The organism is Pseudomonas sp. HLS-6 (genome assembly GCF_002753995.1).
GTDB lineage: Bacteria > Pseudomonadota > Gammaproteobacteria > Pseudomonadales > Pseudomonadaceae > Aquipseudomonas > Aquipseudomonas defluvii.
In genome coordinates this window covers 2,976,605-2,992,070 of record NZ_CP024478.1, presented here as the reverse complement: position 1 = coordinate 2,992,070, position 15,466 = coordinate 2,976,605, and the positions used below count along the sequence as shown (strand labels likewise).

The following is a 15,466-nucleotide window of genomic DNA, read 5'->3' as shown; positions in this document are numbered from 1 at the left end:
CTCATGACGCCGACCGCCCAAGCGGTTGGCCGTATCCTTGCATGGTCTGCATGGGCTTATCAGTACCTGGGAGAGCAGTAGATGAGCGTGCACAAGCGGGAGCAGGGGCGGCTTGACCAACGGGATATCGAGGCGCTGGTAAAGGCCGAACATGCTGATCCGTTTGCAGTCCTGGGGCCGCACCTTGATGGTGCCGGCGCTCAGTGGGTCACGGTCTACCTGCCCAAGGCATTGACGGTACAGGTATTGGCCCGTGACCGTGATGAGGTGCTCGCCGACCTGGTGCAGGGTGACGTAGAGGGACTGTTTACCGGGCGTATCGGTACGGCACAGGCTTATCGCTTGAAGATCGGTTGGGAGGGCGACGAGCAAATCACCGAAGACCCCTACAGCTTTGGCCCGCTACTGGGTGATATGGACCTTTACCTGTTCGCCGAAGGCAATCACCGCGACCTGTCCTCGCGTTTCGGTGCGCAGCCGATGCAGGTGGACGGTATTGATGGTGTGTGTTTCTCGGTGTGGGCGCCCAATGCCCGGCGGGTCTCTGTCGTGGGTGATTTCAACAACTGGGACGGACGCCGGCATCCGATGCGCCTGCGCCATTCCAGCGGGGTCTGGGAAGTGTTCGTGCCTCGGTTGTATCCCGGCGAGGCATACAAGTACGAAATTCTCGGCCATGAAGGGATCCTGCCGCTTAGGGCCGACCCCTTGGCCCGGGCCACGGAGCTGCCACCGAGCACGGCGTCGAAGGTGGCTGGGCACCTGCAGCATGACTGGCAGGATCACTACTGGATGCAGAATCGCAGTGCTCGCCAGGCCACCGATGCGCCATTGTCAATTTATGAACTGCATGCGGGTTCCTGGCAGTGCGAGCTGGACGATGAGGGTGAGGTTGCAAGGTTTTACAACTGGCGAGAGCTGGCCGAGCGCCTGATCCCCTACATCCAGAGCCTGGACTTTACCCATATTGAACTGATGCCGATCATGGAGCATCCGTTCGGCGGCTCTTGGGGGTATCAGCCGTTGTCGCTGTTTGCGCCCACGGCACGCTACGGTTCGGCCGAGGATTTCGCTGCCTTTATCGACGCCTGCCATCAGGCCGACATCGGTGTGATTCTCGATTGGGTACCGGCACACTTCCCGACCGACACCCACGGCCTGGCACGTTTTGATGGTACGGCACTGTATGAGTATGACAACCCGCTGGAGGGCTTTCATCAGGACTGGGATACGCTGATCTACAACCTTGGCCGTACCGAAGTTCATGGGTTCATGCTGGCTTCGGCACTGCACTGGCTCAAGCACTTCCACATTGATGGGTTACGGGTCGATGCGGTGGCCTCGATGTTGTATCGCGATTATTCGCGTAACGAAGGTGAGTGGATACCCAACCGTCATGGTGGTCGTGAGAACCTTGAGGCCATCGACTTCCTGAAGCATTTGAACGCGGTGGTTGCCGAGGAAGTGCCGGGTGCGCTGATGATCGCTGAAGAGTCGACGGCCTGGCCCGGTGTCAGCCAGCCGACTCAGCAGGGCGGGCTGGGCTTTTCCTACAAGTGGAACATGGGCTGGATGCACGACACCCTGCACTATATCCAGAACGATCCGGTGCACCGCGTGCACCACCACAACGAGATGAGTTTCGGCCTGATCTATGCCTACTCCGAGCATTTCATCCTGCCTATTTCCCATGACGAAGTGGTGCATGGCAAACACTCTCTGATTGACAAGATGCCGGGCGACCGTTGGCAGAAGTTTGCCAACCTGCGGGCGTACCTGACCTTCATGTGGGCGCATCCAGGCAAGAAGCTGCTGTTCATGGGCTGCGAATTCGGCCAGTGGCGTGAGTGGAACCACGACAGTGAGCTGGACTGGTACCTGCTCAAGTACTCCGAGCACCTGGGCGTTCAGCGTCTGGTGGGGGACCTCAATCGGTTGTACCGCGAGGAGCGCGCGTTACATGAGCAGGACTGCCTGCCAGGCGGCTTTCAATGGCTGATCGGTGACGATGCACACAACAGTGTCTACGCTTGGCTGCGCTGGAGCGCGAAAGGTGAGCCGTTGTTGGTGGTCGCCAACTTCACCCCTGTGCCGCGTGAGGGCTACCGCATCGGTGTACCCTGCGGTGAGCACTGGCGTGAGGTGCTCAACAGCGATGCCGAATGCTATGCCGGGTCCAATTACGGCAATGGTGGCAGCGTGGCCAGTGAGCCGATTGCCAGCCATGGGCAAGCGCGGTCACTGGCACTGAATCTGCCACCGCTGGCGGTGTTGATCCTGCGTCCGGCATAGCCGCCTACCGCCTGCTGGGGCTGGTATGCCGAGCCCCATGCAGGACCGGCGTTGCCGACGATGGGGCCACGCCACTACCAGCGCACCCGTATACCCAGATTGCCAATCAAGCCATTCAGGGCGTTATCGTCGACAACGCTGCTGTAGTCGGCACTGACGAACAGGCTCACCTTGGGTGTCATTCGCGCGACCAGGCCCATCCCCAGTTCAATCGTGGCAGAGCTGCGGCTACTGCTGACTTTGTCTACCTTGTCGAGGCTAAGGGTGTCGGCGTTGGAGAAGTCATACCAGACGTTGGTGCGCACGTAGGGCTCGATCGGCATGCCGCGCACCTCATAGCGTCCAGACAAGCGCGCGCCGACGCGTCCGCTCCAGTTCGGCAGGCTGTCGTGGCTTTGCAGCATTTCGGCCTGGTTAGGGTTCCCGGGGTAGTACTGTTGGTTGATCAATTGTGCCTGTGGTTCGATCACCCAGTTGTCACCCAGGCCAATGGGGTAGCCACCTTCTACCGAGAGGGTTAGCGCATGGCCTGTACCGTCCAGGCGAGTACCGCTTTCGTTGCGGCCGCTGGCATCGAAGCGGGTGCCCATGGCGACAGCATCCACATGCCAGCCTTGGTCATGGGTCATGCTCCAATAGACCCCCAGGCTTTCACCTTCCAGCTTGACCGCATTCTTCGGTTCGCTGCCGCGTGGGCGCATACCATCAAAGCGGCTTTGCAAGTTGCTGTGACCGACGAAGAAACCAGCGCGGTGAGTATTGCCATCACTGGTTTCACGGACGAACAGGTCGGGGCTGATCTGCAGGTTCTGGTTCGGCGCGTCAAGGTTGTACGGTGCAGTGCCTGCAGGCTTGCCAGGGGATGGAAGGAACTGCGCCCATTGGCTGGCAATGCTGTCCTGCGGAACCTGTATTGCTCGCTCAGCCTGGCGTCCAGAGAAGCCGCTCAGGCTACTCAGGCTCAACCCCGCAACGCTGACCGGTTGCAGCGACACAACCGGCAGGTCCGCCGATTGTGCGTAGAACGAATCGTTATCCTCTAGGCTCACTGCATGGGTTTCCACAGGGGTTGCGATTAGCAGCGACGTGGAAACCGCATAGAAAACATACTCAAAGCCCGAAGGACTCGATGTTTTTTTCATGGCGGATCTCCTCTGTTGTAACAGCCAATGGCCTGGCTGAATGTCACGGGCTGTACAACAAAATCAGAGGGCGACACGCGCCAGCAAACCTACCTCTGGCTTGCGCTAAAAACCGCGAGCTAGAGGCTCGGAATGAGAAATTCTGTAAGGTTTCACTCCCTGAAGCTAAGGAGAGGTCAAGGCGGGCGTCAAGAAATTGTGAAAGTGTCGTGAGCGGTGCGTTGGAGCATCTAATGTGCTGAAAATTATGATTTCTTCATTTTTGATAGCCCCGGTGGGTCTTTCAACGGGGCTGGCTATTTCGAATCATTTCTAAGGAGTGCTTCCGGGTAGTGCACTGCAACGGTGTTGCATCTTTCCTGGCGCGCTCGTTCCTTGTTGCGCACTTTTCGTGTCTTTCGGTACGAAAAATGATCAAGGCGTGCGAAAAAGCTTAACTATCTGATTTGTAAAAACTAAAAAAACGAGCCTGCCGCCTCGACGAAGATCAGCACGCCCGAAATCACGCATCCTCGGCAGCGTGCAGTTCCAACAACACCAGAGAACGGCCGCTGACCTTCAGTTTGCTGCCGAACGCCAGCCGTCTGGTCTTGCCCTCCGCAGGCCGGGCGGTATTGAGCAGGCAGCGCCAGTGGTTGCCATCCGGGACTGCCGGCAAGGTGAAGGTGCGTGGGTCGTGGTAGGCGTTGACGATCAACAGCACGCTCGCGTCGTTCCCCGGGCGCAGGATGCCGCTGGCCTGTGCCCGTCCGTTCAGCAGCATGCCCAGACAGCGCCCTTGGTGGTCATGCCAGTGCTCTGTGGTCATTTCGTTGCCGTCGGTTGCCAGCCAGGTGACATCCTTGACACCCAGGGCTTCATTGAATGTGCCCACCAGGAAGCGCGAACGGCGCAGCACCGGGTAGTGCCGGCGCAGTGCGGTCAGGCGTTTGACGAAGTCGAGCAGGGCTGTGCCTTCTTCATCCAGGTTCCAGTTGACCCAGCCGATCTCGCTGTCCTGGCAATAGGCGTTGTTGTTGCCGTGCTGGGTACGGCTGAACTCGTCGCCCGCGACGATCATGGGGGTGCCTTGGGCCAGCAGCAGGGTTGCGAAGAAATTGCGCATTTGCTGCATGCGCAGGGCACGGATCTCGGGGTTGTCGGTAGGGCCTTCGACGCCATGGTTCCAGGACAGGTTGTGGTCGCTGCCGTCCTGGTTGTTTTCGTCGTTGTCCAGGTTGTGTTTCTGGTTATAGGACACCAGGTCGCGCAGGGTGAAACCGTCGTGGGCGGTGATGAAGTTCACTGAGGCGAAAGGCCGTCGGCCACGTCGGTTGAACAGCTCGCCGGAGGCGGTCATACGCGAGGCGAAGTCCGTCAACTGGCCCTCGTCACCCTTCCAGAAGGCGCGCATGGTGTCGCGGAATCGGTCGTTCCACTCGGCCCAGCCGGGAGCGAAGTTGCCCACCTGATAGCCTCCGGGGCCACAGTCCCAGGGCTCGGCGATCAGTTTGAGCTGACGTAACAGTGGGTCCTGGCGACAGGCAACAAGAAAACTGTGACGTTCGTCATAGCCGCTATGGTAGCGACCAAGGATGGTCGCCAGGTCAAAGCGGAACCCGTCCACGTGCATGTCGCCAGCCCAATAGCGCAAGGAGTCGGTCACCAGTTGCAGCACGCACGGGTGGCTCAGGTCGAGGGTGTTGCCGGTGCCTGAGTCGTTGATATAGAGCCGCTTGTTATCGGGCATCAGGCGGTAGTAGGAGGCATTGTCGATACCGCGCATGGACAGGGTCGGGCCTTGCTCATTGCCTTCGGCGGTATGGTTGTAGACCACATCGAGTATGACCTCCAGCCCTGCATCGTGCAGGTGCGCGACCATCTCCTTGAATTCGGCGATTTTGCCGCTGGCCAGATAGCGCTGATGAGGGGCAAAAAACGCGATGCTGTTGTAGCCCCAGAAATTGTTCATGCCTTTTTTCAGCAAGTGCTGGTCGTTGACAAATGCATGAATGGGCAGCAGTTCAACGGAGGTAACCCCCAGCTGTTTGATATGGCTCAACAACGCCTCGCACATCAAACCGGCAAAGGTGCCGCGGTGGGTCTCCGGCACGGCCGGATGGCGCATGCTGATGCCGCGTACATGTGCCTCATACAGCAGGGTTCGATCCCAGGGGACGTTGACGCGCTGATCGCGCCCCCAGGTGTAGGCCGGGTCGATGACCTTGCACTTGGGCACGAAGGGCGCGCTGTCGCGGGTGTCAAAACTCAGGTCGCCGTCGGGGTGGCCGATGGTGTAGCCAAACAGCGCTTCGGACCACCGCACATCGCCGACCAACTGTTTGGCGTAGGGGTCGATCAGCAGTTTGTTGGGGTTGAAACGGTGGCCGTTTTCCGGCGCGTAGGGACCATGCACACGGTAGCCATAGAGCAACCCTGGATGCGCGTCGGGCAGGTAGCCGTGGTAGATCTCGTCGGTGTACTCAGGCAGTTCGATTCGCTCAAGTTCCACCTGACCGTCAGCGTCGAACAGGCACAGTTCAACTTTGGTTGCGTTGGCTGAGAACAGTGCAAAATTGACACCCAGGCCATCCCAGGTGGCACCCAGCGGATAGGGCAGGCCCTCACGCAATCGCGAAGGTTCATGGAGTGGCGCAGCGGGCTTGCGTGTCGTCATGGAGGTCCTTGCTTCATGGGGGCCGGTGGGTGGTGGCGGTCGCAGTTCCGGGCCATGTTGTGCCTGCAACGGACGCACTCACCGTTCATCTGTCGCTTGCTCGAACATACGTCGGCCTGTGCAGCGGCAGGCCGACGTTGCAGTGCGCTTACTGTGCAGCAGGCTTTCTGGTGGTGCGTGGTTTTTTCACCGACGCTGGCTTGTCAGCGTTTGGGGGGCTGGCACGCGAGGGGGCGCTGGCGGCAGCTTTGGGTTTGCGCGGTTTTGCCTTGGGTGCCAGTGCTTCGGCTTCAGCCAGTTTGCGTGCCATTTCCCAATGGCGATGCTCCTGGCCGTCGGGTTTACCTTCCGATTCCCAGATCAGGTAGGCGAATTCTTTAATGCGTTTTTCCTCGACACTCATCTTGATGCTCCTGTTTCAGGCGATAGGCTGGATAACGAGATTGACGGGAAATGTGTCAGCACGTCCCGAACAGCTGGCAGAGGACAAGACAAAGGGTAGAAGCACAGGTGTGTTGTCCCGGTTCTGTGCCGGGATCAAGCGGGGTGTTGCAGTGGCAGGCAAACCGCTGTGCAGCAGCGCCGAGATCGCCGGGGTTGAATTCATCTGTCACGCTCGAAGGCTTGTTCACGGGCTTGCGCCAGCAGCTCGAGGCGGCGAGCGGCGTCCGGGTCATCGAGCAAGGCATCGGCGTTCAGGGCGAAGCGTCGACGCCAGTTGGGATGGCCGCTGACCGTACCCGGAAGGTTGGGCTGTTCATCAATACCCAAGGCATCCTCCAGTGGCAGCAGCACCAGCGGCGCGCGGGTATGGCCGATAAAGCGTACGCAGGCATCGATGAGCGAATCACTGTCCGGGAGCGACTGGTGGTAGTTCTGTTCCAGAATGCTGCGCAGGCCTTTGCATTCCGCTACGCGGGTTTCGCGCCAGTGCCGCTCGGTGATGGCGTCGATCAACCCCAGGCGCTGGTTCCAATCGATGTCGCGGGCCTGCAGCCAGCCGGCCAGCGGTGGCAGGTCGTGGGTGCTGCTGGTTGCCAGCGCATCGTCTGGCCAATCAAGGATCGGCTTGAACTGGCCATGTCCATGCTGCTCAAACAACAGCACACGAAGGCCGAGTATGGCCCGTGCGGAGAGCTTGTCGCGCAAGCCTTCCGGTATGGTGCCGAGGTCTTCACCCAGCACAATGCCCTTGTGTCGCACTGATTCCAGGCTCAGCAGGCGCAACAGGTCGTCGAGCGGGTAGTGCAGGTAGGCGCCGTCACCTGCTTCGGCGTCCAAGGGGATCAGCCAGAGCCGCTGCAGGCCCAGTACATGGTCGATGCGCAAGCCCCCGGCATGCTGAAAGCTGGCCCTGAGCATCTCGATAAAGGCGCGAAAGCCATTGCGCCGCAGTCCTTCAGGCGAAAACGCACACAGCCCCCACTTCTGCCCGGCACGGTTGAGCAGGTCGGGCGGCGCGCCGATGCTGAAGTCGGCCAACAGTTCGTCCTGGCGACTCCAGGCCTGGCTGCCAACACCGTCAGCACCGATGGCCAGGTCGCTGATCAGGCCAACGCTCATGCCGTTGCTGCGGGCAGCGTCCTGGGCACGTTCAAGGCTGCGGGTAATCAGCCATTGGCAGAACGCGTGATAAGTAACCCGTTCGGCGTGCTGCTCGGCGAAGGCTGCGACCTCCGCGCTGTAGGGGTTGTGCCAGGTTTTCGGCCAATGTCGCCAGTCAGCGTCCATGCCGCGTTCAGCGGCGGCCTCCAGCATGGCTTCAAAGCGGCAGTGATGCTCCAGGGCTTGACCACCGGTGTCGCGAAAGCTCTGGAAGTCGTTGTACAGCGGATGTTCCTGCTGGATGAAGTCTCGGTACAACGCCTCTAGCAGGCGCTGCTTGGCCTTCGCGGCACTGGGCCATTCGATCAGTGGAAGGTCTTCGAGGCGTTGCAGTTCCTCTTGCCCGATCTGTTCATTTGCCTGGCGTACGGCACGCTCGCCAAAAATGATCGCCGGGCTAGCGTACAGGCTGTTCAGAAATAGTCGGCTGGACGGTGAGTAGGGGCTGTAGCGTTCAGTGTCGCTGGCAAACATCGCATGCACCGGGCTGATAGCCAGGGCATCCGCACCGCGCTCGGCGGCACTGCGTGCCAGCGCCTCCAGTGCCAGGCAGTCACCGAAACCGCCATCACCCGGGCGACGCAGGCTATAGAGTTGAGCGCTCAGCCCCCAGCAGCGTGGATGATCGGTGCCCAAGGCATCCGCCAGGCTGTAGCAACGCAAAGGTGCAACGGCGAGGGTGAAGGTACGTCCGTCGATCGCCACCTGGTGGTAGCCGATTGGCAGCGTGCCGGGCAGCATGGCGTGGGCGTCCAGTTGCAGCGACTGTTGATGCGAGTCTTCCAGTGTCACCTGGCAGGTGCTGCCTGCGGCAAAGTAGTGCGACAGGTCCAGTGGCTGCCCCAGATCCACCGTCAACAGGGGAGGGAGATGCTTGGCGTCATGGGCTTTGAGCAGTGCGCTCAGGCTCTTCTCGATGGCTGCTGGGGTGTCGGCCGGATGGCCCAACCCGGCCAGCATTTTACGCAGGACGGTGTCGGTGACCCGTTGTTGACGGCCGTTGGCGTCGGTCCAGTCCACTTGCAGGCCGGCACGGTGCGCCAGCAAGAGCAAGGCGTGGTCAGTCATGGGAAGGCTCCGGTGCCCGGAGCACGAAACGGCTAGTTTCGTGCTCCAGCAGGTGATTACCGAGGGTTGGCAACTGGGCCGGGCTTTTGGGCATGCCCGTTACCTCGTGCTTATGAGTGACCTTGAGTGGCGCGTTCTACCAACGCTTCATACAAACGGGCGTAGGGCTCTACCGCTTGGCACCAGTTGAAGGGTTGGGTCATCGACAGGCAGCGCATGGCGTGCAGCAGGTCTTTTTTGGCATAGACATAAAAGGCCCGGCTCAAGGCTTCGCGGTAACTCTCCACCGTAGACTCGTTGAACAGAAACCCGGTGACGCCATTTTCGATGGTGTCGGCCAGGCCGCCGGTATTGCGGGCTACCGGCAGTGAACCGAAGCGCTGCGCATACATCTGGCTGAGGCCGCAGGGCTCATAGCGTGACGGCATCAGCAGGAAGTCGCTGCCGGCAAACATGCGCCGGGCGTCAGTTTCATTGAAACCGATGCGTACGCCGATCTGCCCTGGAAAACGTAGCGCCAGGTCACGCATGGCCTGTTCTTCTTCCGGCTCGCCACGGCCGATAATCGCGATCTGGCCGCCTTGTTGGACGATGTATTCGGCAACGCCCAAGGTCAGGTCCAGGCCTTTCTGATAGACCAGTCGTGACACGACTGCAAACAGTGGCCCCTCGCTGGGCTGCAAGCCGAACAGCGTGCGCACCTGTTGGGTATTGCGCGCTTTGCCCTCCCAGTCGTTGAGGCTGAAGGGGTGGCTCAGGTGAGTGTCGGTAGCCGAATCCCAGCTCTCGTCGATACCGTTGGGAATGCCACTCAACAGGCCCAACTGCGCCTTGCTCGAGAGAAAACCGTCGAGGCCGCAGCCAAACGCGGGTGTGGTGATTTCCTGCGCGTAGGTGGCGCTGACGGTGGTGATGTGGCTGGAATAGGCAAGGCCGGCCTTGAGGAAGGACAGCTTGCCATAGAACTCCATGCCTTCCTGCTGCAGGGCGTGTTCTGGGATGGCCAGTTCCGGGCAGCACGCCCGGCTGACCACCCCCTGATAGGCGAGGTTGTGAATGGTGAACAGGGTTGGGGTATGCAGGCCGCGCCAGTGCATGTACGCCGGCGCCAGGCCAGCGGGCCAGTCATGGGCATGCACCAGGTCGGGCTTCCAGTGCACCATGCCCTCGCCAGCCGCGATCTCGGCGGCGGCCAGCCCCAGGCGGGCGAAGCGGATGTGGTTGTCAGGCCAGTCGCGGCCATTGTTTGCCCCGTAGGGCGTGCCTTCGCGCTGGTACAGCTCTGGGCAGATCAGGACATAGATCACCAGGCCGTCGGCCAGGTCCATGCGGCCGATCTTGCAGGGAGGGAGTGCGGCGTGCCCGCCCAGTTCCCCGACCAGATGAATCGGATTATCGCTTTCCAGCACCTGCGGATAGCCGGGGATCAGTACCCGCACGTCATGCCGGTGGCTCATGGCGCGCGGCAGGGCAGCCGAGACATCACCCAAGCCACCGGTCTTGACCAGGTCGGCAATCTCGGACGTGACGAACAGGATTTTTTTCTTGTTCGGGTTTTGCTGTGGTACGGGCCTGGATGGCGTCGCTGCAGGTGCGAAAGGGGGGCTGGCCGGCTCGATGACTTGAGCAGTGAAATGCGTTACATGAGGTTCGACAGCAGCATCAATCATACGTCTCTCCGTCCCTATGCAAACGGGTGTAATGGCACCCGAAATGGTCATTAGCGGTAAAGCGATTTCTCTGTTTTATACGTCGTGTTGAGGTGTTCGTTTTCTTGCATGCAAACGCCGCACCCATTGATGCTTTCAGCCGAAGGCGTGTTTCAGACTGAGGGCGAAAGGGTTGTACCTGTTGTCAGGAACCCTGGCCTGGTTACTACTGGGTGGTTAGCCCGTTTTTCAGGCGTGACCGGTGCGACAGGGCAAGTTCCCCAAACGTTATCCGGGCAGCGTTATGTGTGTAGGAGAGCTTGAGCGAAATATGTGACCCGCTGGTCACTTTAGCGAGGGTTTTGCGAAGGTTAAGCGGTTTTGTTGCAGGGCGGTATCAGGATACCGCGTGGCATTGGCAGCACTGCGTTCAAATCGGGCTTTCAGTTCTATACAAGAAGGCTTTTCAGATGACAGACCTACACTATGCCCAATGGCGCGAGCGCCATGTTTCACAGGCAATGACCTTGGCCGGGATCGTTGCCTCCCGACCCACCCTGGGCACGGTGGCCGAGCAACTACTGAGCCGAGAATGGGCAGCGCGGCAATTGCCTGTGACGCTCGACCCCCTGCATGTCACCGTGCGTGGGCCGGTGTCTGACCAGGCGAGTACCGCGCTGAGCCTGGCTCAAGCGGTAGTCCAGCAGTGCGCCAGCAAAATCACCTGCAACCTTACCCCCGGCCATGATTTCCTCACGCAAGAGCAGGGCTCCGAATTTCCTCAGGCCCTGACGCTTGATCTGCATACCGTGGAGTTGCTGATCAATGCCTGCGGCACTGCACTTCTCGATGCGTACAAACAGGCGCTGGTCGAATTCTGGAACCGCGCATTACCCACCGGGCAAACGCCGCTCAGTTGCACTGAGCACTGGCTGCGGCAGCATTTTGCAAGCGCAGTCCAGGTCGCGAAGGCGTCGGGTCGCCTTACCGCTACCCAGCAGTCACTGCTGACTGAACTGGCCCGCTACCCTGTCGAGGCGGATCGTTCACGGGTTACCGAACTGGCCAAGGTAAAGCTGTACGTGCTGGGTGTACCGCCGGGCGAGCATGGGGTCGCTGGCGAATTGATGAGCAGCCTGATCATCAGTGGGCTGGAGGGTGAGCACAATACCCAGGTGTACCTGTACGACCTGAGCGGCTATCTGCAACCCTTCGACTCACTCCAGGCGTTGCTGCAGTATGTTGGACAATGGCCCGAACACCGTGCGATCGCCTGTACCGTTTCCCGTACCCTTGGCGATATGTTCGAGGCTCAGGCACGTTTGCTGCTTGAGCAGCAGCTCCATTGGATTGACCTGATGGGCAAGCGCGCGGACCTTGATGGCAGTACCTTCGCTGCAACGCTGGATGGCGTGATCTCGATGCAAGCCATCGGGCAACTGCAGGCCATTGATTATGCACGTGCGCTGTCCCGGCATCTCCCGGAGTGGTTGTTGAACGCACGCAAAAACGACCAGGATCGCTATGTTCAGTGCCTCAAGACAGTGGCGCAGATACCGGAGGTCATGAGTGGCCGTTCTTATCTCGACGGTATTCCGACGATCGAGGTCTTTGCACAAAAGCGCCTGCAGCAACAAATGCTGCGTGATCACCCTGATGCCCAGGCCGTGGCGATCGAGCAGATCGAAGTCCTCAATCATGAGGTGATCGGTGCAGCGTTGGGTAGCGCTGGCAACCTGACGGTGCAGGGTACGATTAAAACCAGCGTCCGCAGCCTGACACAACTGGCACTCGACAACCTCGAGAGCTTGCGCCCCGGGGCACTTGAAGTTCGCACCCGAGGCGCGGCTGCCTTGCCGGAATGGTTCGACATTGACTATGTCAGGCACCTGGTCCGTAGCGTCGATGCAGGCGCGCAGTATCAGGCCTTGTTGGCAAACCAACTGCGTGATGATGCTGCGCAGGTTGAACTGCGCTATCCGTTGTTCAGGGCCCAATGGTATGGGCAACTGCCGTTGCTGGCACTTGAAAACACCATTCGCGGTGCATGTGGCTTTACCGAGGCGGGGTATGAGTTGGCGGTTGCACTGACGTCATCGCCTGCGGGGCCGTCGCCAACGGTGTCCGCACTGGCCTTTGTCGCTGAACCGGGCGCCTCGGCAGACAAGGTAGAGAACACCTACTTGATTGAGCCTTCCTCGCCGGGGCCTCTGCTGTTGTTTCGACCCCTGCACGCCACGCCGCTGTTGCAGTTTGCCTCGCGCAAGGCACTGTTGGAGCAGATAGTGGCTGACCCAGGGTTGCAGGCGGATATCCTGTCCCGCTTGGCCGATCTGGTAAGGCCGATCTACGACCATGGCGGTTTCAGCGAGCCGCACCTGCGAAGGGTTCTGCTGGAACCCGATTTCCAGCTCATCGAAACGCCGGCACCTGTAGTGTTGAGTAGCCTGGCACTGTCGGGTGAGGCCGCTCGGCATGTCTATGAAGGAACTGTTGCGCAGCTGCTGCGCATTGCCGACCTGCAGTCCATCTCCAATGCCGAGGACCGTGCAAAACATTGGCAAACGCTCAGTTGGCTGCTGTTCAATACGCTGTTGCCATTTGTGCGTGGTCCCTTGGCCGCTGTGGGTTGGGCGCTGGCGTTTGCCCATGGTGTACAGCAGCTCAATGGCCAGACCAGCCCGTCGCAACTTGTACCGGCCTTGCTCGATCTGTTGTTCTGCCTGATGTACGTCCTGGAGTTACTGCCGCTACCGGTACGGCCATCGGCTGCAGGGGCTGCGCCGTTACCCCCGTCAACCGAGGCTCCGATATCGCTGCGTGTTGAAGAGGCGCCCGCGGTATTGAGTAACGGTACGGTGCTCAATCAGTTGGACTTTTCCTGGTCATCGGCTCAAGGCCGGTTGTCGAGCGCACAGGTTCGGGCGCTGGCACGTTTTCGCTCAGCTAAATCAATCGACACACTCGGCTCGCCGGATGCGCAGGGCGTGTATTCCTTCCAGCACAAAAACTGGGTTCAGATCGGCCATGACGTTTACCCGGTGCGAGTGGATGAAGAGGGGGTACGCATCGCCGACAGCCGCACACCGGATGAGCCGGGGCCCTGGCTGAAACGTCAGGCCGATGGCACCTGGGCGTTGGACCTGCGTTTACGCCTGCGCGGTGGCATGCACGGCAGTGCGCGTATACGTGCGGCCCAGGTGAGCAAGCAGGCGCGTATTGCAGCGTTACAGGGAGAGCTGACAACCCAGCGTGCGCAACTGGAAGCGCTGCGGGACGCACCCAGGCGCCCAGAGGAATTATCCGGGGCTGAACTGGCCAGCCTGATTGAACGGCTGCGTCAGCACGACGAACTGGTCGGGCAGGTGATCAGCAACATGCAAACGCTGAACGACCTGTCGGCGGTAAGCGGCTATCGGCGCATTATGGCCGAAATGCTCAGGCAGCACATGCTGGTCAAGGGGCAACTGTCTTCAGAGCTGCGTTTGCAGCGCTTTAGCGTCAAGCAGTTGATCGACCGCTTGGTCAACAGTTTTGAGGGGCGAGGCGGGTTGCCTGCGTTGCTCAAGGGGCACGGTACGCCGGAACGTGCACTGTTGGAGAAGTATTGTGCCAAGCAACAGGCCCAAATCACTGAAATTGCCGAGACGACTTACGCCATGGAGTCGCTGGCGCCAGTATTGGAAAAAACGCTTCCTGATGGCCCTCGTTACTTGACGGAAATTCAACTGCTTCAGGTCGGGTTGTCATCCTCCCTGGCCTGGCGGGGGACGCAGTTGTACACGATTGCCCTCGGGATCATGCTGAAGATCGAAGACAGCAGCACGGTGTTGCTGGAACAGGTCGTTCCGCAAGCCAAACTGGCCTGTCGGTTGAGAATCGATGCGAAGGACCCTGCCTTGTCGGCGCAGGAGCAGGTGGAGGTGTTGGATAACGCGGTACGAAGCTACCAAAAATCACTCGACACGCTCGATAACTACCGTCAAAGCCTTGATGAAGCCGAACATCAGGCGTTGCTGGCGCCGCTGCGCGATCTGATTCATAAACTCCTGGACCAGGCATTACAGGCGCTGGCAGAGCAGATCACTCACCTTCCCAAAGCGCCAAAGCCCAAACCGGGGCCTTCCAGCCGGGGTAAAACGCTGATTCGTACCCGAGGGCAGCGCCTGGTCATCGGGCAGCGCCGTGCTGAGGGGCACGCGGGGCAACCGGCGATTGTCGATGTAATGGACCCGATCGAGAACACGGTCATTACCAGTTATGAACAGACCCCTGGCGAGTCAGTATGGCGCGAGGTGCCAATGGCCCAACGGACACAGGCCGCCGCGCAACCGGGTGTTGCCCTGCGGACATTGCTGGGGCGTGCCGATGCGCTGTTGCGTCAAGCCGATCAGTCCATTGCGCGTGCTCAGGCCCAGTCACTGACGGCTCAGTTGCCTTCTGACATGGAGGACCTGCTGGTGTTGCAGGCTCGGCCCTTGATTGACTTGTACTCGCAGATCGATGCGCTGCTCATTCGTGACAACGCGACCGATGAGGCGGTGACGGGGCAGTCTGCAGAATTGATAAACAAGGCCTTATGGGACAAGTCCGAGCAGATGCGCGAGGCTGGCAAGCGGATTCGTATCGAGATGATCAAACGCCAACTGCCAACGGCTGCACGGATTGCCTACCTGCACGAGCAGAAGGCGATCACCATCGCACGTACCGTCAGGCGTAAACCGTTGAAGGACAAGCAGCAACGGCTGGTGGACTACCTGGATGAGTACGAAATACGTGACAAGGATGGCGAAGTGCTCTGGTATGCCCATTTTCATTACGCCAGTGCCGACGCAGCCGAGCGTGACTTCAGCGCTGCCCATGTGAAAACCCGCGAGCAACGACGACAAGGCTTGCAGTGGCAGAAAGCGCAGGCCAGCGACGGCCAGCAGGTGATTGCGATCTATCGCGCCAAACTGGACAAGAAAACCGCAGATGAAGTGTTTCTCGGCCAACCCTGAGTGAACGACGGCGCTGCTGCAGGCGTTGGCCGGTCAGTCATCGCGCGTCGGTGC

At 60.0% G+C, this 15,466-nt stretch carries 7 protein-coding genes; 2 read left to right on the top strand and 5 right to left on the bottom strand.

From position 1 onward, the window contains the following. Positions 1–81: 81 nt before the first annotated feature. Positions 82–2,292, top strand: a complete 2,211-nt coding sequence (gene glgB, locus CS390_RS13905) for a 1,4-alpha-glucan branching protein GlgB (protein WP_099775085.1) — start codon at positions 82–84, stop codon at positions 2,290–2,292. 74 nt (positions 2,293–2,366) lie between these two features. Here glgB and CS390_RS13900 read toward each other — a convergent pair whose 3' ends face one another. The 5 genes from CS390_RS13900 to glgA all read right to left on the bottom strand — a co-directional run bounded on the left by CS390_RS13900 (position 2,367) and on the right by glgA (position 10,433). Next, positions 2,367–3,434: an autotransporter outer membrane beta-barrel domain-containing protein gene (locus tag CS390_RS13900; protein WP_099775084.1), complete on the bottom strand. Its 1,068-nt coding sequence runs from the start codon at positions 3,432–3,434 to the stop codon at positions 2,367–2,369. Positions 3,435–3,936: 502 nt separating this feature from the next. Then, positions 3,937–6,090 carry a glycogen debranching protein GlgX gene (gene glgX, locus CS390_RS13895; protein ID WP_099775083.1) on the bottom strand — a complete coding sequence of 718 codons (2,154 nt, stop codon included), beginning with the start codon at positions 6,088–6,090 and terminating at the stop codon, positions 3,937–3,939. A gap of 148 nt (positions 6,091–6,238) precedes the next feature. Beyond that, a complete protein-coding gene (locus CS390_RS13890) occupies positions 6,239–6,493 on the bottom strand; it encodes a DUF2934 domain-containing protein (RefSeq protein WP_099775082.1) in 255 nt (84 codons plus the stop codon). 200 nt (positions 6,494–6,693) lie between these two features. After that, positions 6,694–8,763, bottom strand: coding sequence for a 4-alpha-glucanotransferase (gene malQ, locus CS390_RS13885; RefSeq protein ID WP_099775081.1), 2,070 nt, complete (start codon positions 8,761–8,763; stop codon positions 6,694–6,696). Positions 8,764–8,873: 110 nt separating this feature from the next. Then, complete coding sequence (glgA, locus tag CS390_RS13880; RefSeq protein WP_099775080.1) at positions 8,874–10,433, bottom strand: glycogen synthase GlgA; 1,560 nt, start codon at positions 10,431–10,433, stop codon at positions 8,874–8,876. A gap of 449 nt (positions 10,434–10,882) precedes the next feature. On the opposite strand from glgA, the gene CS390_RS13875 reads away from it, so the two are divergent. Next, a complete protein-coding gene (locus tag CS390_RS13875) occupies positions 10,883–15,412 on the top strand; it encodes a dermonecrotic toxin domain-containing protein (RefSeq protein ID WP_099775079.1) in 4,530 nt (1,509 codons plus the stop codon). Positions 15,413–15,466 lie beyond the last annotated feature (54 nt).